This window comes from Metabacillus kandeliae, from assembly GCF_021166585.1.
Taxonomy (GTDB): domain Bacteria; phylum Bacillota; class Bacilli; order Bacillales; family Bacillaceae; genus Metabacillus_B; species Metabacillus_B kandeliae.
Window position 1 is genome coordinate 1229310 of the sequence record NZ_JAJOZE010000001.1, and the last position, 19522, is coordinate 1248831.

The following is a 19522-nucleotide window of genomic DNA, read 5'->3' on the forward strand; positions in this document are numbered from 1 at the left end:
GTCACCTCGTCTCTTCTTTGCGCTCCTTGGCACGGAGCTGGCCGCATGCTGCGTCAATATCATGACCTTGCTCCCGGCGGATCGTCACATTAACTCCGCGTTCTTTCAGCGTTTTTTCAAACCGGAAGATTTGTTCTCTTGGTGTCCGCACGTAATCTCTTTCCGGAACATAGTTAACTGGAATCAAGTTAATATGGCATTTAATATCTTTAACAAGGTCAGCAAGTTCTTCGGCGTGCTCAACCTGGTCATTCACTCCGCCGAACAGGCCGTATTCAAAGCTGATGCGGCGTCCTGTTTTGTCGATATAATACTTTACAGCTTCCATCAGGTCAGGCAGCTTGTATGCCTTATTAATCGGCATCAGCTTGCTTCTGATTTCATTATTCGGCGCATGCAGGGAAATAGCGAAGTTAATTTGTGTTTTTTCATCAGCAAATTTATAGATCTTGGGAATAATACCGCTTGTAGAAACGGTGATATGCCTTGCGCCGATGTTTAATCCTTTATCATGGTTGATGATTTTCAGGAATGAAAGCATTTCTTCATAGTTATCGAATGGCTCGCCAATCCCCATAATAACAACTGAGCTTACCCTCTCGCCGGTTTGATCAAGGGCCTGCTGTACTTTTACGACCTGTGAAACGATTTCTCCTGCTTCCAGGTTTCTTTTTAATCCTCCAAGTGTTGAAGCACAGAATGTACAGCCGATTCGGCAGCCTACCTGTGTGGTAACACAGATGGAGTTGCCGTACTCATGGCGCATCAGGACTGTCTCTATGGAGTATCCATCATGCAGTTCAAACAGAAATTTCATTGTCCCGTCGTTTGATGTCTGCTGTATCAGGGTTTTTAGAGGAGTGATCACAAATTCCTCATCAAGCTTAGTCCGTAATTCCTTTGGCAGATTGCTCATTTCCTCAAAAGAGGAGGCGCGCTTAATATAAAGCCAGTCGAAAATTTGAGCTGCACGGAATGCTTTCTCGCCTTTTTCCTCAAGCCAGCTCTTTAATTCGTCAAGTTCCAGTGAATAAATTGAAGGCTTCTGCACGGCAGCCGCCTTTTTGCGTTCTGTTCTTTCTGATGTTGTCAAAATGACACCTTCCTTTTAAAGCTTGTTATATAAAAACCGTCGGTCCCGAAGTAATGCGGCAAAAGCTGCAGCTCTGATGCTTCCGCATATTGGCGCGCTTCTTCCGGCAGCCGTCCGGTCATTGTTTCGTCCCATTCATAATCAGGATGATCCTGCAAAAACTGCTGGGCAACAGCGTGATTTTCTTCCTGGTCAACTGTGCAAGTACTATATACCAGTGTACCACCTTTTTTAAGCAAAGGCGAAACTGAATGAAGAATTTCCAGCTGAATAGCCGCTAATTTTTGGATATCACGGGCTGATTTGGCATATTTAATATCTGGTTTTCTTTTGATTACTCCAAATCCGGAGCACGGGGCATCTACAAGGATTCTGTCAAAGCTTTCCTCATTAAAAACTTCCCCTGCTTTTCTGGCATCAAGATCCTGCACAGTGAGGTTTTCAAACCCAAGCCGGTTTGCCTGCTCCTTCACAAGTTCCACTTTATGCTGATGAAGGTCAAGGCTCATCAGCTGCCCTTTATGATTCAAAAGCTCAAGTATATGCGAGGATTTTCCGCCTGGAGCAGCACAGGCATCCAGAACACTTTCACCTTCCTGCACGCCGAGAACCTTTGCTGTCAGTGAAGAGCTTTCATCCTGAATGGTTGCGCCCCCATCTTTAAATAGGGTGCTTGATGCAAGGCTTCCTTTTTCCATCATAATGCTGTCAGGAGAAAGACTGCCTCTTCTCGCAGAAAAGCCTTCTTTTTGAAGAAGCTCTATTGCTTCGTTAACACTGTACTTCGTTTTATTGATCCTTGCTGTTTGCCTTGGAGCCTTTAAATTTTCTTCGCACATTTTTCCCGCTTCTTCCAGACCATATTGCTTTGTCCATTTTTCCACAAGCCAAAGCGGGTGGCTTGTTGCAACAGCCGTTCTTTGCACGGGATCCTGAATGTCTTCAAAAGAAGGCAAGCCTTCTCTTTGTATGGATCGCAGTATTCCGTTCACAAGGGAAGCAATTCCCTGGTGCCCTTTCCGCTTTGCTATTTCGACTGCTTCATGAACAGCGGCCCTTTCAGGAACACGGTCAAGATAGACCATCTGGTAAACAGAAAGCCTGAGGAGAATCCGGACCCAGAGCTCCATTTTATTGGCTTTTTTAATAAAAGGGGCAAGATAAAAGTCAAGGGTATCTTTTCTTTGCAGTGTTCCATAAACAAGCTCTGTAAAAAGCGGAACATCCTTCTCTGCCAGACTGTGTTTCTGGATAAAGGAATTCAGCAGCAGATTGCTGTATGCCTGGTTTTTTTCGATCATCAAAAGGGCGTCTGCCGCCATTTCTCTTACATTTGTTTTTTTGCTCATTTACTGTCCCAGCTTCATTCCCGGCTGAAGAACAGTACCTCTTAAAAAGTCCTCACCCGTCATTTTTTTCTTTCCTGAAGGCTGCAGTTCTGTTACTTTGATTGCTGTCCTGCTGCCTGTTGCGACAACAAAGCCGTCCTTATCAGATCCAATTATCGTTCCCGGCTCTCCGGGATGGGCGTTTTCCATTTTTTCGCCGCGCCAGATTTTAACCGTTTTTCCGTCCAGCTGCGTATAGGAAACAGGCCAAGGGCGAAGTCCTCTAATTTGGTTGTAAATATCTTCACCAGGCTTAGACCAGTCAATTTCTTCCTGTTCTCTTTTGATATTATAGGCAAAGGTTGCCTTTGATTCATCCTGCACAACAGGCTTTACCTCTCCGTTCAGAAGCTTTGGCAGCGTTTCTGACAATAAATCGGCTCCCGCAATGCTCAGCTTGTCATGAAGGGAACCGACATCATCCTGTTCGTCAATCACTACCTCTGTCTGGGTCAGGATGTCTCCTGCATCCAGCTTTTCAGCCATATACATGATCGTTATGCCTGTTTTTTTCTTTCCTTGAATGATCGAGTAATGAATCGGCGCACCTCCTCTAAGTTCAGGGAGCAGTGATGCATGCACATTGATGCAGCCGTGCTTTGGAGCGTCAAGCAGCGCTTTCGGAAGAATTTGACCGAATGCAGCTGTAACAACCAAATCCGGTTCTAACGCCAGTACTTTCTCCAATTCCTTCTGTTCTTTTACCTTTTCAGGCTGCAGGACAGGGATGCCGTGTTTTTCTGCTTCCACCTTTACAGGAGGAGGCGTCAATTCTTTCTTTCTCCCCTTCGGTCTGTCAGGCTGTGTCACGACCCCTGCAATCTCATAGCCCTCCTCAATCAGCCTCCTGAGAACAGGAACTGAAAAATCAGGTGTTCCCATAAAAACGATTCTTGTCATCCCTCATCACCTTCCATCTCTTCCAGCTCATCATCTTCATAGTACCTTAAAACTTTTGAGGTAAACAAAATGCCGTCCAGATGATCAATTTCATGCTGCAAAGCTCTTGCTAAAAATCCGTCTGCTTCAATCGTAAAGGGTCTTCCATGCCTGTTGAATGCATGAACCTTTACGTAATCAGCACGATTTACTTCACCGTAGATTCCGGGAAAACTCAAGCATCCTTCAGGGCCTGTCTGTTCTCCTTTTTTTTCAATCACTTTAGGGTTAACCAGCTCAATTTTTCCATATTCGTCGCCAGTATCCACAACAGCGACTCTTTTTGACACACCGACCTGCGGGGCAGCAAGACCAACGCCATCTGCCGCAAGCATCGTTTCATACATATCCTTCAGAAGCAGAGCAAGCTCTCTATTAAAAGCCGTAACTTTTTCACCCGGCTTTTCCAGCACGTCTGCTGGATGGTTGACAATGGGCAATACCGCCATATCATTGCAGCCTTCTCTCTATGTTGAATTTAGAAAACGAATGTAGGCTCCTTTTAGGGAGCCTGTCATGTTCTTTGGGCATTTACATCATATTTTGCGGGTTCATATCGATGGAAATCAGCAGATCTTCCTGCTGCATTTCCTGCTGAAACCGCTCCAATATCTGCTTCAGTGTTTCAGGCAGATTTTTTTCCCGCTTGTATTTTATCATGCATTGGTACCGGTATCTATTGTTGATCCTTGGAATCGGCGAAGAAACCGGGCCGAGAATGATTGTACCGCTTTCTACAGTTCCTTTTAAATACTGAACAATCTTCTCCGTAACCGAAACCGTTTTGGCAATCTCCGGGTGCGAAACATTGATGACAGCAAGATAGTAAAACGGCGGATAAGAATGCAGCTTCCTTGCAGCCATTTCGGTATCATAGAATTCCAGGTAGTCATGCTGTTTTGTTTTCTCAATACTATAATGGCCAGGAGTATACGTTTGAATAACCACTTCCCCCGACAATTCATGCCTTCCGGCTCTGCCGCTTACCTGTGTCAGCAGCTGAAAGGTTTTTTCGGCTGCTCTGAAATCAGGCAAATGAAGCATTGTATCGGCAGCCAGCACCCCGACCAGTGTAACGTTCGGAAAGTCAAGCCCCTTGGCAATCATTTGCGTGCCAAGGAGAATATCCGCTTCTCCCTTGCCAAAGCTTGACAGGAGCCTTTCATGCGCTCCTTTTCGGGAAGTGGTATCCACATCCATCCTGATGACTCTTGCTTCTGGAAGCACTGAAGTCAGTTCCTCTTCAACTCTTTGCGTCCCTGTTCCGAAAAAACGGATATGCTTGCTGCTGCATTCAGGGCATGTTGCAGGGGCAAATTCTTCATAACCGCAATAGTGGCATTTCATTTGCTGCCCTTTTCGATGATAGGTAAGCGAAATGTCACAATGCGGACACCCAATCACATACCCGCAGTCTCTGCACATGACAAAGGAAGAGTAGCCCCGTTTATTCAGGAACAATACGGTTTGGTGGCCTTTTTCCAGCCTGTCCTTCAGCTTGGAAAACAAGCTTTCGGAAAACATGCTTCTGTTGCCGCTTCGAAGTTCCTCCCGCATATCGACAAGCTCTACGGCTGGAAGAGCCCTCTTATTAACCCTTTCCTTCAGTTCAAGCAGAGTATAGACTCCTTTTTGGGCCCTTGCAAAGGATTCCAGAGCAGGAGTGGCACTGCCGAGTATAACTGGACAATGGTGCTTTTCAGCCCTGTGAATAGCAGCATCTCTTGCATGGTACCGGGGGTTTTCTTCTTGCTTATAACTGCTTTCATGCTCTTCATCAATAATGATCATTCCAAGGTTTTCAAATGGAGCAAAAACAGCAGAGCGCGCGCCGACAACCAGCTTGACTTCCTTACGCTGGATTTTCCGCCACTCGTCATATTTTTCTCCAATGGACAGACCGCTGTGAAGCACTGCAACAAGCGAGCCGAATCTGCCCTTAAAACGATTCACCATCTGAGGGGTCAAAGAGATTTCAGGAACCAGAACGATCGCTTCTTTCCCTTTTTTCAGAACCTCTTCAATGGATTGCAGGTAAATCTCGGTTTTTCCGCTTCCTGTGATGCCATACAATAAGAAGACTTCATGCCTGTTTTCCTCAATGGTTTTAAGCACTGGAGAAATCGCTTCAGCCTGTTCTGCTGTCAGCTCAAGCGCCTCTGTTTTTATAAAATCTCTGCCGGCATAAGGATCGCGGTAAACCTCCTTAAACGTTTCTTTCAGCATATCTTTTTTAACAAGCGTGCGAATCACCGCATCTGAACAGCCTGTCAGCTGCTTGATCTCCTGCTGTGTCAGAAGCTGCTTCCCATCCGGGAGAAAGCACTCCAGAACCGCTTTCTGCTTTTCTGCCTTCTGCGGCATTTCCTCAATCGCCAGCAGCAGCTCACTTTCTGTTAAATTGCCTGTCAAATATCTGGCCTGCTTCTGCCGCCCTTTTTGGGCCACCTGATAAACTGTTTCCAGATGTCCCTTTTCCAGCGCCTTTTGCACCTGCTTAAAAAAACCGTGCTGATCCGCTTCCTTCCAGTCAAGCTGCCCCTTTTCCGAAAATGCCTTCTGAAGGTCCTCCGGGAGATCTTTTATTTCAGCGGCTGCTCCAAGCTTGATTACTTTATCGTATTTCGCTTTCATGGCAGACGGAAGCATCGCCTGAAAAGCAGATACTTTAAAGCAAAGCGTCTTCTCAGTAAGCCAATTTCCGAGCTCAAGCAGTTCAGGCGTCAAAGATGGCGTCAAATCTGTCAGTTCCTCGATGGATTTAAGCCTTTTATGCTCTGAATGGTCTTTGAGTTCCAAAATAAAGCCCTGCACCTTCCTCGGCCCAAAGGGAACGATGACCCTCATGCCTGGTACAATGAGGCCGCTCCATTTCTCAGGAATTTTATAATCAAATGGCCTGTCTGTCTGCATCGCCGGAACGTCGACAATTACACTGGCAATTTTCACTGAAATCTTCCTTCCAGAAGGCGCCGAGCTTCTATTAAAAGCTCTTTTGCAACCTCCTTCTTGGATAAAAGCGGAAGGTCTCTGCGGGAGCCGTCTTTGAAATGGAAGGTAACGAGATTTGTTTCCGTTCCAAACCCTGCTCCTTCAGCAGTAATATTATTTGAAACAATCATGTCCAGGTTTTTGGCTTCCAGCTTTTTTTTGGCATATAGATCAACAGACTGAGTTTCAGCAGCAAACCCGATTAATATCTGGTGCTGCTTCTGCTCTCCTAAGCTTTTTAAAATATCCGGCGTCCGCTCCATCGGAACAGAAAGCATGCCATCCTGTTTTTTAACTTTGTGTTCAAAGGTTTCTGCAGGCTTGTAATCAGCCACTGCAGCAGACTTAATCACAAGGTCCTGCTCGGGAAAACGTCCGGTCACAGCCTCATGCATCTCTAGAGCGGTTTCGACTGAAACAAGGCTTATCCCATGCGGAGGGGCCAAATGGGTCGGTCCTGATACGAGTGTCACCTCAGCACCCATCTCAGCCGCTTTTTCAGCGATGGCATACCCCATTTTCCCAGTTGATTTGTTTGAGAAATAACGCACAGGATCGAGCTGTTCAACCGTCGGTCCCGCTGTAACGAGCACTTTCTTCCCGGCAAGCAGCCCGCCTTGTCCAGGCCGAAAATGGGCATCAACCAGCTTGACAATATTTTCAGGCTCTTCAAGCCTTCCTTTACCAACATAACCGCAGGCAAGAAAACCTTCGCTCGGTTCTATAAATCCATATCCCCAATCACTTAAGGTCTGGATATTCTTTTTGACTGCAGGATGATCGTACATGTGGACATTCATAGCAGGAGCAATCCATACCGGGGATGTGGCAGCAAGCAGGACAGTTGTCAGCATATTGTCGGCAATGCCGTTTGCAAGCTTTCCAATGGCATTCGCTGTTGCAGGAGCCAGAAGAACAAGGTCCGCCCAGTCAGCAAGATCAATATGGGCAATCACACTGGAGTCTTTTTCGTCAAACGTATCAAAATACACATCATTTCTTGACAATGCCTGGAAGGTAAGAGGCTGAACGAACTCCATCGCGGACTGGCTCATAATGACTTTTACTTCATAACCAGCCTGTGCCAGCTTGCTTGTCAATGCTGCAGCTTTGTATACCGCAATGCCTCCTGAAACGCACAGTAAAATATTTTTCCCTTTTCCCATCATTACTCCCCCTTCTCCTTTATGCCGGGAATTTTTCCGCCCGTTCTTTTGCAGCTGAATCTATCTGTAAATCTACCGCATATTACAGCAGGCAACAACTTTTTTGACATCAGCTTTCAGAGGTAAATTTCTTCAAATAAAAAATAACAACCCCTTAACGGGCTGTTATTTTCCATCATTATTGCTGCTCTTCCCGCACTTCAAAGGTTAAAAGCCCTGCTTCGATCTCTTCCAGCGCTTTTCCCACAAATTTATGGGATTTAGGCTTAATGATCTGCTGATCGTGGTTGTTCTGCATTTCTCTTGCCCGTTTTGACGCAACAGAAACAAGGGTATATTTTGAATCCAATTTCTTCATCAATGAATCAATTGATGGATCTAGCATAGGTTATTCAGCCTCCAGCATTTTTTTGTACCGCACAGCAACTCTGTCTCTGCGGCAGTGCTCTGCTACAACGATTGCATTAATGCGCTCGCAAGCTTTTTCCACGTGGTCGTTCTCTACTACATAATCGTAAGCGTCCATCAATTCGATTTCTTCTTTGGCCACTTTCATGCGGTTTTCAATCAGTTCAACCGATTCTGTGCCGCGTGTCACAATCCTGTTTTTCAGTTCAGACAGGCTCGGCGGCGCCAGGAAGATAAACAGTCCTTCCGGGAATGCGTTTCTTACCTGAAATGCACCCTGAACTTCAATTTCAAGAAAAACATCTTTGCCTTCGCTCAGTGTTTTCTCTACATAATCTATCGGGGTACCGTAGTAATTCCCCACATACTCAGCCCATTCCAGCAGGCGGCTGTTCTTAATCATTTCTTCAAACTCTTCTCTTGAGCGGAAAAAATAGTCCATTCCATCTACTTCGCCTTCACGGGGTTTTCTTGTTGTAACAGAAATAGAATATTCAAATTTCGTATTGTTCTGAGAAAAAATTTCTTTTCGAACTGTTCCTTTGCCTACCCCGGACGGGCCGGAAAGAACGATCAGCAAGCCTCTTTCTTTCATAATAACGTTAAAACCTACCCTTCATCCGTTAACTCTTCCTTGTTTGACAGCCTGTGCGCTACGGTTTCCGGCTGAACTGCAGAAAGGATAATGTGGTCGCTGTCCATGATGACAACAGCACGTGTTCTTCTGCCGTAAGTTGCATCAATAAGCATTCCCCTGTCCCTGGCATCCTGTATGATCCGTTTTATCGGGGCAGATTCAGGGCTGACAATAGAGATGATCCGATTAGCGGAAACAATATTTCCAAATCCTATATTGATTAATTTAATACTCATCCAGATGTTCCCCCTAGTTCATAAAACAACTCTATTTTAGCCTTCTTGCCATAAAGCTAAACAAAAGCCCGTTCTTATTCAATGTTCTGAACCTGCTCTTTCAGCTTCTCAATCAGGCTTTTCAGGTTTACTGCGGCGGAAGCAATCATGCTGTCATTTGCTTTTGATCCAATGGTGTTTGCTTCCCTGTTCAGCTCCTGCACGATAAAATCGAGCTTTCTGCCTGCAGGCCCTTTCTCAAGGCATGCTGAACGGAACTGGGCCATGTGGCTTTTCATCCGGCTTATTTCTTCAGTAATGTCTGCTTTTTCAGCAAACAAAGCCGCTTCCGCAAGGATCCTGCTCTCTTCTATTGCCCCGTCCATAAACTCTGCCATCCGCTTAAAGAGCCTTTCTTTGTATGCTTCAGCAACAAGAGGAGCTCTTCCTTCAATAACAGAGAGCTGAACTTCAAGCTCAGAAAGCCTGGATAAAAGCTCTTCTTCGAGAAAACGCCCTTCTTCCTTCCGCATTTGATAAAGAAGGTCACAGGCATTCCTTACGGCTTCTAAAATCATACGGTCTCTTTCTTCTGTCTGAACAGCCTCTTCACTGACTTCAAAAGCTTCCTGCAGCTTCAGAAGGTCAGCTGCAGCAATGCCGCCGGAAAGGCCGAATTTCTCTTCCATTTCGGCTGCCGCTTTTCTGAATTGATCCAGAAGGCTCCAGTCAATTTTAAGGGTTTTAGCTGAAAGCTGCTCCCCTTTTAAGGTTATGTATGCTTCTACCCGTCCTCTTTGGACAGATTCTGAAATCACTTTTTTGATTTTATCCTCAATTGGCATCAGCTGTCTAGGCAATTTGATGCTGATATCGCAAAATCGGTGATTGACCGATTTCAGTTCCACTGTTACGGTGCTCTCTTCTGAAGCGAGGACCGCTCTGCCAAATCCGGTCATGCTGATAAGCATGTTTCATCACATCCGCGTTTATCAGTCTGTAGAATAGAAAAGGTAATAGATTGACTCTATTACCTTGTGAATTATACCATATGTTACGATCTTTTTCTTGTTAAAAGTGAACCCGCCAGCAAAAATGTTGGCAGTGAAGCCATTCCGAGAACAAGCATCCAGTCCCTTGGCTCTATGGCGATGGTTTTAAAAACCGGCTGAAGCGGCGGATAATAGATGACAATAAGCATAAGCAGAATGGACGAAAGAACGGCCCAGAGCAGATACACATTGCCAAATGGATTGCGGTCAAAAATGGACGATTCGCTTCTGCAGTCAAAAACATGGATCAGCTGCGCCATAACAAGTGTTGCAAACGCGATGGTCTGAGCGTAAGCGAGTCTTGAAGGATCTTTGTAATAGATAAACATGAAGGCCATAAGGGTGACAGCTCCGATTAAAAAGCCCCTTGAAACAACCTTCCAGCCGAGGCTGCGCGCAAAGACCCCTTCCTTTGGATGCCTTGGCTTCCTGCTCATCAAATCCCCTTCTGGCTGATCCAGTCCAAGCGCCATTGCCGGGAGTCCGTCTGTCACAAGGTTCACCCAAAGAATCTGAATTGGGATGAGCGGAAGCGGAAGGCTGAGCAGCATGGCGAAAAGCATAACAAGTATTTCACCGACATTTGATGCCAAGAGATAGCGGATAAATTTCCGGATGTTTTCATAAATGTTTCTTCCTTCTCTAATAGCTGACTTGATGGTGGCGAAATTATCATCAACAAGCACGAGCGCGGAGGCTTCCTTTGCCACGTCCGTCCCGGTGATTCCCATTGAGATGCCGATATCAGCCGCTTTAATCGCCGGAGCATCATTAACTCCGTCCCCAGTCATGGCTACAATATGGCCTCTTTTCTGCAGCGATTTAACGATTTTCAGCTTATCCTCAGGAGATACTCTTGCAAAAACGTATATATCATCTACCGCTTCCTCCAGCTCTTCCACACTCATTGCCGCTAATGTCTTTCCTTCCATCACTTTTCCATTCGGAGGGAGAAGGTTCAGCTGTTTGGCGATGGCGCGCGCTGTGGCGGCATGATCTCCTGTAATCATCACTGTTTTAATCCCGGCATCCCTGCACTCTTTGATTGCCTGCTTTGCTTCAGGTCTTGGCGGATCGATCATTCCCTGCAAACCTGCAAAAATCAAATCCTTTTCTGCCTCCAGCTGACTCGCTGGCCTGTTTTTATCGACAGGCTTGAATGCGACAGCGATCGTTCTCAGCGCTTTTGAAGCCATTGTTTCAATCGCTTCAGCTATGCGTTTTTCATGCATGGATGCAAGCGGAAGCTGCTTTTCCTCCCAAAGCACCTGCCTGGAAAGTTTAAGAAGAACATCAGGCGCACCTTTTGTAACGATAAATCTCTTCCCGGACTTGTCCTCAACAACAACACTCATCATCTTCCTGACAGAATCAAAAGGGAATTCTTCAATAACAGTGAAGCTTTGCTGCATAGCAGCTCTTGTGAGTCCCGCTTTCAAGGCCGCGACAAGAAGGGCGCCTTCTGTCGGGTCTCCGTCAAGCCTTGTTTCCCCGTCAATTTCATTCAGTTCAGCCGTATTGCAAAGCAGCCCGAACGTTAAGATCTGCTGCAGTGTTTTATCACTTGCAGGTTTTACCGGCTTCTCATTAAAGAAAAAATCCCCTCTCGCATCAAAGCCTGTACCGCTTACTTTCCACGTTCTCCCGCCAGCCCAAATGTCTGTTACAGTCATTTTATTTTGCGTCAGTGTGCCAGTTTTGTCTGAGCAGATCACAGAGGCACAGCCAAGGGTTTCAACAGCCGGGAGTTTCCGGACAATGGATTTTTGCTTGATCATCCTCTGAACGCCGAGTGAAAGAGCTACTGTCACAATAGCGGGAAGCCCTTCCGGAATTGCTGCAACAGCTAAAGAGACGCCTGCTAAAAACATGCTGTACAGCTCCTGTCCATGCATGACGCCTGCCAGAACTACGATAAAAGTCAGCAAAAGAGCAACGATAATCAGTATTTTCCCAAGCTGTTCAAGCCTTCTCTGCAAGGGAGTGATCATGGTTTCTGCTGTCTGCAGCAAATCGGCAATTCTTCCCATGGCCGTTTTCATTCCTGTCGCCACGACAAGACCCGTTCCGCTTCCTCTTGTGACTAGTGTTCCCATAAACGCCATGTTCGTTAAGTCGCCAAGCCCCGCTCCTTCTTTTTCAATAGCCGCAACTGATTTTTGGACGGGCAGCGACTCTCCTGTCAGTGCGGACTCCTCCATTTCAAGACTTTTTGATTCTAATAGCCGCACATCAGCTCCAATTCTGTCGCCGCTGCCGAATTTTATAATATCGCCAGGCACAAGCTCTTTTGAAGGAATCTTGTCCCATACTCCATCCCTCAGTACTGCAGCATGCGGAGCAGAAAGCTCTTTTAAAGCATCAAGCGACTTTTCAGCCTTTCGCTCCTGTATAAACCCCATTATGCCGTTCAAAAAAATAATCGCTACGATGGCGACCGCATCAATGTATTCTCCAAGAAAGCCTGAGATCAGCGTCGCACCAAGCAGCACTAAAACCATAAAGTCCTTGAACTGGTTTAAAAAGACAAGGATGGCCGGCGTTTTTTCTGCTTCTTGTAATTCGTTGCTGCCGAACTGTGTCTGGCGCCTGTGCGCTTCCTTTTCTGACAAGCCGCTGCGGCCGTCCGACTGCATTGCCTCTATGACTTCTTCTGCTCCCATATTGTGCCATTTCATGAAATCACCTGCACCCCTTGCCCCGTTATTTTCCTGCAGCTGGCCTTACTATAAAAGCAGCCCTCTTAAGGCAAGCTTATTCAGACTCGTCCAGAAAAATGCTATGATAATAAAGATGCCGGCATTATCCCGGGGGGCTTGCCTGAACGCCCTTCTGACGGGTAAAATAAAAGCTTGATTGTCCGGGCTTCCGGTCTGAAACTGCAAAGAAGGTGTAGCATTCATGTCATTTGATGGCTTATTCACATATGCAATGGTAAAAGAATTAAAACAAACACTTGAAAACGGAAAAATCACAAGAATCCACCAGCCCTACAAAAACGAACTGATCATCGCTGTCAGAGCAGCAGGCAAAAATCATAAACTGCTTGTTTCCGCTCACCCAAGCTACGCGAGGATTCATCTGACAGAAGAACAGTATGAGAACCCGAGCGATCCTCCGATGTTCTGCATGCTTCTCAGGAAGTATATTGAAGGCGGCGTCATCGAACTTGTTGAGCAGGAAGAGATGGAAAGAACAGTCACCTTCCATATCAGAGTCAGAAATGAACTGGGGGATTTGACACACAAGAAGCTGATTGTAGAAATTATGGGCAAGCATTCCAATATCATCCTGACAGATGCAGAGCGCGGCATCATTTTAGACAGCATCAAGCATCTGCCTCCATCTGTAAACAGCTATAGAACGGTATTGCCTGGCTTTGATTATGTATCCCCGCCGTCTCAGAATAAAGCAGATCCGCTGCATGCTTCTGCTGAAGATGCAGCAAAAAAAATAGATTATATGGCCGGAAAACTTGATCAGCAGCTAGTCGGCGCTTTTGCCGGTTTTTCTCCGCTGGCAGCAAAAGAAGTGGTTCATAGAGCAGGACTTGCCAACAGAACCACCCTTCCTGAAGCTTTTGAAGGATTTATGGAAGAGATTAGAACAGGCATCTTTCATCCCGTCATCATCTCCGGCAGCAAGGATTACTTCTATTTTATAAATCTGGAGCACATTAAAGGGGACAGAAAAACCTTTCCTTCCCTCAGCATGATGCTTGACCGCTACTATTTTCAAAAAGCTGACAGAGACCGTGTAAAGCAGCAGGGGCACGACCTTGAGCGGTATATTGTAAATGAACTCAAAAAAAATAAAGGCAAAATTAAAAAACTGCAGCTATCCCTGCAGGACGCGAAAAATTCAGATAAACTGCAGCTGTACGGCGAGCTTCTGACAGCAAATATGCATGCTGTAAAAAAAGGAGATAAAATAGCAAGTGTCCTAAACTACTATGATGAAAATCAGGAGATGCTGGACATCCCTTTAAATCCTCAGAAAACACCATCCGAAAACGCCCAAAGCTATTACAGCAAATATCAGAAGCAAAAAAAATCCGTTGCGTTCACAGAAGAACAAATCAGGCTAGCAGAACTGGAAATTCTTTATTTCGAAGGATTGCTTCAGCAGCTCGAAACAGCCTCTCCAAGGGATATCGAAGAAATAAGAGAGGAACTGGCAGAAGGCGGATATTTAAAAAAGAGGCAGGGCAAGCAGGTCAAGAAAAAGAAAAATGCTCCGCCTGTTCTGGAGAAATATGAGGCAAAAGACGGCACGGAAATTTGGATCGGGAAAAATAATAAGCAGAACGAGTACCTGACAACAAAAGCAGCTGCGCGGGATGAACTTTGGTTTCATACGAAAGATATACCAGGCTCGCATGTTGTCATCCGCAGCAAAACACCAAGCGACGAAAGCATTTTGGATGCTGCCAATCTTGCCGCCTACTTCAGCAAAGCAAGAAGTTCAAGCTCTGTCCCTGTCGACTATACACTTGTCAGGCATGTAAAAAAGCCGAATGGCTCAAAGCCGGGCTATGTGATTTATGACAATCAGCAGACAGTTTTTGTGACACCTGATGAAGATATGGTGAAAAAGTTAAAAAAGAAATAGAGAATAATAAAGATGCCAGTTGAAATGGCATCTTTTTACTTTATATATCCCTTTTTAAAAATTTTTTGACAATATTATTAATATATTAGTATGATAGTCAGTGAATATAAAGGAGGTATGTTTATGGGCAAAAAAGAGCCATTCCCAAATGAAAGCGCTGTCGATAGAGGGTTTTTCGGACACCCTAAAGGCTTATTCACGCTATTTTTCACAGAATTTTGGGAGCGTTTTTCCTACTATGGAATGAAAGCCATCTTAGTTTATTACATGTATACCGAGGTTACAAAAGGCGGGCTGGGCATTGATCAGTCCACAGCAACTGCCATTGTTTCCATTTATGGTTCCCTCGTTTATATGTCAGGCATTATTGGAGGATGGATTGCCGACAGACTGGCAGGAAGCACAAGAACAGTCTTCCTTGGCGGTGTGCTGATCATGCTTGGGCATATTGCTTTAGCTCTCCCTGTCGGACTCACAGGACTGTTTGCTTCAATGGTGCTGATTGTCCTTGGTACAGGCCTTTTAAAGCCGAATGTATCCAATGTAGTCGGCAGTCTTTATTCCAAAACAGACAACAGACGCGATTCCGGCTTCAGCATCTTTTATATGGGTGTTAACCTTGGGGCATTTGTGGCACCGCTTGTTGTTGGAACAGTCGGTCAAAAGTACAATTACCACTTAGGTTTCGGCCTTGCTGCCATCGGTATGTTTCTTGGCCTTATTGTCTTTATGGCAACGAAGAAAAAGAATATTGGGAACGCTGGCAACGAGGTGCCAAATCCGCTTCCTGAACACTTAAAAGGAAAAATATATGCTGGTATTGGCGCTGCCGGCGCTGTGCTGATTGTTCTTGGAGTCATCTTTTCCTATGCTGGTATCCTGACAATCGACAGCTTTATTAATCTCGTTACGATTCTTTCCATTTTTATTCCTATAGCTTATTTTGTTGTGATGTACAGAAGCAGCAAGACAACTCCTGTTGAGAAATCCCGTTTGCTTGCTTACATTCCATTGTTCATTGCTTCTGTTATTTTCTGGGCAATTCAGGAACAAGGATCAACTATTCTTGCCGTTATTGCTGATAAAAGAACAGAGCTCAATTTTCTGGGATTGAAGATTGAATCTTCCTGGTTTCAGTCTGTGAATCCTCTGTTCATCATTGTGCTCGCTCCAGTATTCGCCTGGCTCTGGATGAAGCTTGGAGACAGGCAGCCTTCTACTCCAAGAAAATTTTCTCTTGGACTGATTTTTGCCGGTCTTTCCTTCCTGGTTCTGTTGGTACCGGCCATTGTGAACGGAACGGATACTCTGTTTAATCCATTATGGCTTGTACTAAGCTTTCTGCTTTGCGTAATCGGCGAGCTTTGCCTTTCACCTGTCGGCCTTTCTGCCACTACAAAGCTCGCTCCTGCTGCCTTTTCAGCTCAGACGATGAGCCTTTGGTTCTTATCAAATGCTGCTGCACAGGGCATTAACGCACAGATTGTCCAGCTGTACACGTTTGATAATGAAGTCATGTACTTTACCATCATTGGTTTGATTGCACTGGCACTTGGACTGATCCTATTTGCGGTCTCACCAGCTATCAAAAAATTGATGCAGGGCATTCAGTAAAACCCGAAAGAAGCAGGATCACACCAAATGTGATCCTGCTTCTTTTTATTTCCTGTCATCTGCCAGACGGATCCCGCTGAACTGCCATCTTTTTTCCGGCTGAAAGAAATTCCGATATGTGAGGCGGATATGTGATGAGGATGTTGCACAGGAACCTCCGCGCAGCACCATCTGTCCTGACATAAACTTAGCATTGTATTCACCGAGCGCGCCTTCAAGGGGCCTGCTCCCGGGATAAGAAACATAAGGGCTCATTGTCCATTCCCACACATCACCGTATGCCTGCTGAATCCCGCTATCCTTCTTGCCGCAGGCTGGATGGCAGTGACCGTTTTCCGCAAAGTTCCCCTCCACTTCTGACTCCCGCATCGCATGCTCCCATTCCGCTTCTGTCGGCAGCCTCTTACCTGCCCACCTTGCGTAAGCATCTGCTTCAAAATAACTGACATGGCAGACAGGCTCTGATAGATTTACCCTTCTCACGCCATTCAGAGTAAAGTAATGCCATTCTTCCTCTTTTTTAAACCAATAAAGCGGCCCCTGCCAGTTTTCTTTTTTTACCAGAGACCAGCCGTCTGACAGCCAAATTTCCGGTTTTTCATAGCCTTTATCTTCTATGAACTGAAGATATTCCCTGTTCGTTACAGGCCTTGAAGCAATCGCAAAATCTTCGAGCCATTCTTTATGCCTTGGTCTTTCATTATCAAAAGAAAATGCCGGTCCCTGATCTGTTCCTGTTTCGGTCAGTCCTCCGTTAACGTCAATATAATAGAGCGGGCTCTCGCCGGGTGATTCGCTGTATGGTCTTTCCTGATAAACCGGAAGCAGCGGATTGCATGAAAAATTGTATTTGACATCTGTTAACAGAAGCTCCTGATGCTGCTGTTCGTGCTGCAGCCCGATTTCCAGCAGTTCAAGTATGTTAGCAGAGCTTTCAGCCTCTGTGCTCAGAAGTCTTTGAATACCTTCATTCACATGCTTTCGATAAGCGAAAACCTCTTCAACGGAAGGCCTGGTAATTAAACCTCTCGCATTTCTCGGGTGAAAAGGCCCGATCGTTTCATAGTAAGAATTAAATAAATAATCAAAAGCTGAATTTATCTCCTGATAATCCGGCAAATAGGGCTTCAGAATGAACCTTTCAAAAAACCAGGATGTATGGGCTAAGTGCCATTTTGGCGGGCTTGTATCATCCATGGATTGAATGACATAATCCTCTGTATTTAATGGCTTTGCCAATTTTTCAGTGAAATTCCGGACACTTTGGAACTTCATAAGCATGGCATCTGTTCGCGGCTCGGTTTTCATTGGTTCGCCTCCCCTTATTGATGCTCTCTGATTGTGCAAAATGGCTCTTTGATTGCTACCCTCTTTTACCGTATAAAAAACACCAATTTAAAAGCAGAATTTATTCCTGTTTTTTCAACAGGAGGATCTTCCTACTCTCTCTTTCTCTTAGAGTAAAATATACACAAAATTCTGAATAATGAGGGTTTGTATTTGAATCTAGCTGTCAATCTATCTATGGTTAAAAGAAAGCAATCTATTGAAGGAGGACAAAAATGAACACGTTCTTTCGTAAAACGTTTTTTGCTGCCGTAATTGCTGGACTTCTGACTGGATTTTTGCCTGCAAGCTCGAACGCGTCACCTAAAGGGAATCATTCCCATCTCAGCACTTCACAGGTTGATGTTGGCAATAAAGGCATGGTCGTTTCAGCAACGCCCTACGCTTCGAAAATTGGCGCAGATGTATTGAAAAAAGGCGGCAATGCCGTTGATGCGGCGGCTGCGATCCAGTTTGCCCTGAATACGACAGAGCCGATGATGTCAGGAATCGGCGGCGGCGGATTTATGATGGTGTATGATGCAAAGCGCAAAAAAACAACTATTGTAGACAGCAGAGAGCGTGCTCCGGCTGGGGCAAGCACAGATATGTTTCTAGACAGCAACGGAGAGCCCATCCCGTTTGCCAAGCGTCACATTCAAGGAAATGCGGTTGGTGTGCCAGGCACGCTGAAGGGCTTGGATGCTGCCCTAAGGCGCTTTGGAACCATGCCGATGAAAAAGTTGATTGCTCCTTCTGTAAAGCTTGCCGACCACGGCTTCACTATTGACTCTGTTTTAGCAAAAGCCATTGCCGATAATAAAGAAAAATTAATGCGATCAGCTGCTGGCAAAGTATTTGTACCGAACGGCGTGCCGCTGAAGGAAGGCGACAAGCTTGTTCAAAAGGACTTGGCGAAAACGTTCAGGATGATTCAAAAAGAGGGCCCGGATGCCTTGTATAAAGGGAAAATCGGTACAGCACTAGCGAAGGAAGTGCAGAAATACGGCGGTTCGCTCAGTAAAAAGGACTTGCGCAAATACGATATTACATGGGACAAGCCCATCTATGGCGATTACAAAGGCTATGAAATCGCAAGTATGCCTCCCCCAAGCTCCGGAGGAATTTTCCTTTTGCAAATGCTGAAATTATTGGACAGCTATAACCTTTCCTCATATTCTGCTGATTCATGGCAGAAGTATCACCTGCTGTCAGAGGCCATGCACCTCTCTTATGCAGACAGAGCTGTTTATGCAGGAGATCCAGAGTTTGTGAAGGTTCCAGTTAAAGGACTGCTCGACCCGCGCTATATAGCAGAACGGCAAAAACTGATTTCGCTGAATAAAGTTAATACATCTCCAAAAGCCGGTGATCCATGGAAATACCAAAATGGGAAGCCGAATTATGATGAAGCAGCAAAAGCTGACAGCAAAGCCATCGGCCAGACAACCCATTTTACTGTTGCAGACAAATGGGGCAATATTGTTTCCTATACAACGACCATTGAACAGGTATTCGGCACAGGCATCATGGTGCCAGGCTATGGATTTATGCTGAACAATGAGCTGACTGACTTTGATGCGGTACCTGGAGGGGCTAATGAAGTCCATCCAAATAAACGCCCGCTCAGCAGCATGAGCCCGACAATCGTTTTCAAAAACGGCAAACCTGTCCTGTCGGTCGGCTCTCCGGGAGGACCAACCATCATTGCTTCTGTTCTTCAGACTATTATTAATAAACTGGACTATGGCATGGAGCTGAAAAAAGCCATAGAAGAGCCTAGAATTTATACTAGCAGTCTAAGCACTTATTCAAGGGAATCCGGTATTCCAGAAGAAACTATTGGAAAGCTCAACAGCATGGGCCATCACTTTACGGCTGACCCTGAAGAAATCGGTAATGTGCAGGCAATCGAAATAAACGGCAAAGACGGCCGCTATAAAGGAGCTGCCGACTCAAGCCGCAATGGAGCTGCCATAGGAATTCATTAATAACCAAAAAGGGGCTGGGACATAAATGAAACCACTATCCTCAAAGACGAACAATGTCTGATTGATATGAATAGTTCAGCTGTAGGAACAG

General features: G+C 45.5%; 15 protein-coding genes. 3 read left to right on the forward strand and 12 right to left on the reverse strand.

What is annotated here, in order from left to right:
- Position 1: 1 nt before the first annotated feature.
- The 11 genes from rlmN to LRR81_RS06295 all read right to left on the reverse strand — a co-directional run bounded on the left by rlmN (position 2) and on the right by LRR81_RS06295 (position 12567).
- On the reverse strand, positions 2-1093 hold the full coding sequence (rlmN, locus tag LRR81_RS06245; protein WP_231788413.1) for a 23S rRNA (adenine(2503)-C(2))-methyltransferase RlmN: 1092 nt from the start codon (positions 1091-1093) through the stop codon (positions 2-4).
- Positions 1090-2442, reverse strand: a complete 1353-nt coding sequence (rsmB, locus tag LRR81_RS06250; RefSeq protein WP_231788414.1) for a 16S rRNA (cytosine(967)-C(5))-methyltransferase RsmB — start codon at positions 2440-2442, stop codon at positions 1090-1092. Before rsmB ends, rlmN begins: the two co-directional genes overlap by 4 nt.
- A complete protein-coding gene (gene fmt, locus LRR81_RS06255) occupies positions 2443-3381 on the reverse strand; it encodes a methionyl-tRNA formyltransferase (RefSeq protein WP_231788415.1) in 939 nt (312 codons plus the stop codon).
- Entirely contained in the window at positions 3378-3869 is a 492-nt protein-coding gene (gene def, locus LRR81_RS06260) for a peptide deformylase (protein WP_231788416.1), read from the reverse strand. The genes fmt and def overlap by 4 nt, the downstream gene beginning before the upstream one ends.
- An 82-nt stretch (positions 3870-3951) precedes the next feature.
- Positions 3952-6369 carry a primosomal protein N' gene (gene priA, locus LRR81_RS06265; protein ID WP_231788417.1) on the reverse strand — a complete coding sequence of 806 codons (2418 nt, stop codon included), beginning with the start codon at positions 6367-6369 and terminating at the stop codon, positions 3952-3954.
- Positions 6366-7577, reverse strand: coding sequence for a bifunctional phosphopantothenoylcysteine decarboxylase/phosphopantothenate--cysteine ligase CoaBC (gene coaBC / locus LRR81_RS06270; protein ID WP_231788418.1), 1212 nt, complete (start codon positions 7575-7577; stop codon positions 6366-6368). Before coaBC ends, priA begins: the two co-directional genes overlap by 4 nt.
- A 178-nt stretch (positions 7578-7755) precedes the next feature.
- Positions 7756-7962 (reverse strand): DNA-directed RNA polymerase subunit omega, encoded by a 207-nt coding sequence (gene rpoZ, locus LRR81_RS06275; protein WP_231788419.1) that lies wholly within the window; start codon positions 7960-7962, stop codon positions 7756-7758.
- A 3-nt stretch (positions 7963-7965) separates the two neighbouring features.
- Positions 7966-8580, reverse strand: coding sequence for a guanylate kinase (gmk, locus tag LRR81_RS06280; protein WP_231788420.1), 615 nt, complete (start codon positions 8578-8580; stop codon positions 7966-7968).
- Between the two features lie 14 nt (positions 8581-8594).
- Positions 8595-8858 carry an extracellular matrix/biofilm regulator RemA gene (gene remA / locus LRR81_RS06285; RefSeq protein WP_231788421.1) on the reverse strand — a complete coding sequence of 88 codons (264 nt, stop codon included), beginning with the start codon at positions 8856-8858 and terminating at the stop codon, positions 8595-8597.
- Between the two features lie 74 nt (positions 8859-8932).
- On the reverse strand, positions 8933-9808 hold the full coding sequence (locus LRR81_RS06290; RefSeq protein ID WP_231788422.1) for a YicC/YloC family endoribonuclease: 876 nt from the start codon (positions 9806-9808) through the stop codon (positions 8933-8935).
- Positions 9809-9891: 83 nt separating this feature from the next.
- Positions 9892-12567, reverse strand: a complete 2676-nt coding sequence (locus LRR81_RS06295; RefSeq protein WP_231788423.1) for a calcium-translocating P-type ATPase, SERCA-type — start codon at positions 12565-12567, stop codon at positions 9892-9894.
- Positions 12568-12790: 223 nt separating this feature from the next.
- Here LRR81_RS06295 and LRR81_RS06300 point away from each other — a divergent pair, with 223 nt between their 5' ends.
- On the forward strand, positions 12791-14500 hold the full coding sequence (locus LRR81_RS06300) for an Rqc2 family fibronectin-binding protein (RefSeq protein WP_231788424.1): 1710 nt from the start codon (positions 12791-12793) through the stop codon (positions 14498-14500).
- 117 nt (positions 14501-14617) lie between these two features.
- Complete coding sequence (locus tag LRR81_RS06305) at positions 14618-16114, forward strand: peptide MFS transporter (protein ID WP_456299366.1); 1497 nt, start codon at positions 14618-14620, stop codon at positions 16112-16114.
- A 45-nt stretch (positions 16115-16159) separates the two neighbouring features.
- Here LRR81_RS06305 and egtB read toward each other — a convergent pair whose 3' ends face one another.
- Positions 16160-17422 (reverse strand): ergothioneine biosynthesis protein EgtB, encoded by a 1263-nt coding sequence (egtB, locus tag LRR81_RS06310; RefSeq protein ID WP_231788426.1) that lies wholly within the window; start codon positions 17420-17422, stop codon positions 16160-16162.
- Between the two features lie 254 nt (positions 17423-17676).
- On the opposite strand from egtB, the gene ggt reads away from it, so the two are divergent.
- Positions 17677-19431: a gamma-glutamyltransferase gene (gene ggt / locus LRR81_RS06315; protein WP_231788427.1), complete on the forward strand. Its 1755-nt coding sequence runs from the start codon at positions 17677-17679 to the stop codon at positions 19429-19431.
- The last annotated feature ends 91 nt before the right edge of the window (positions 19432-19522 follow it).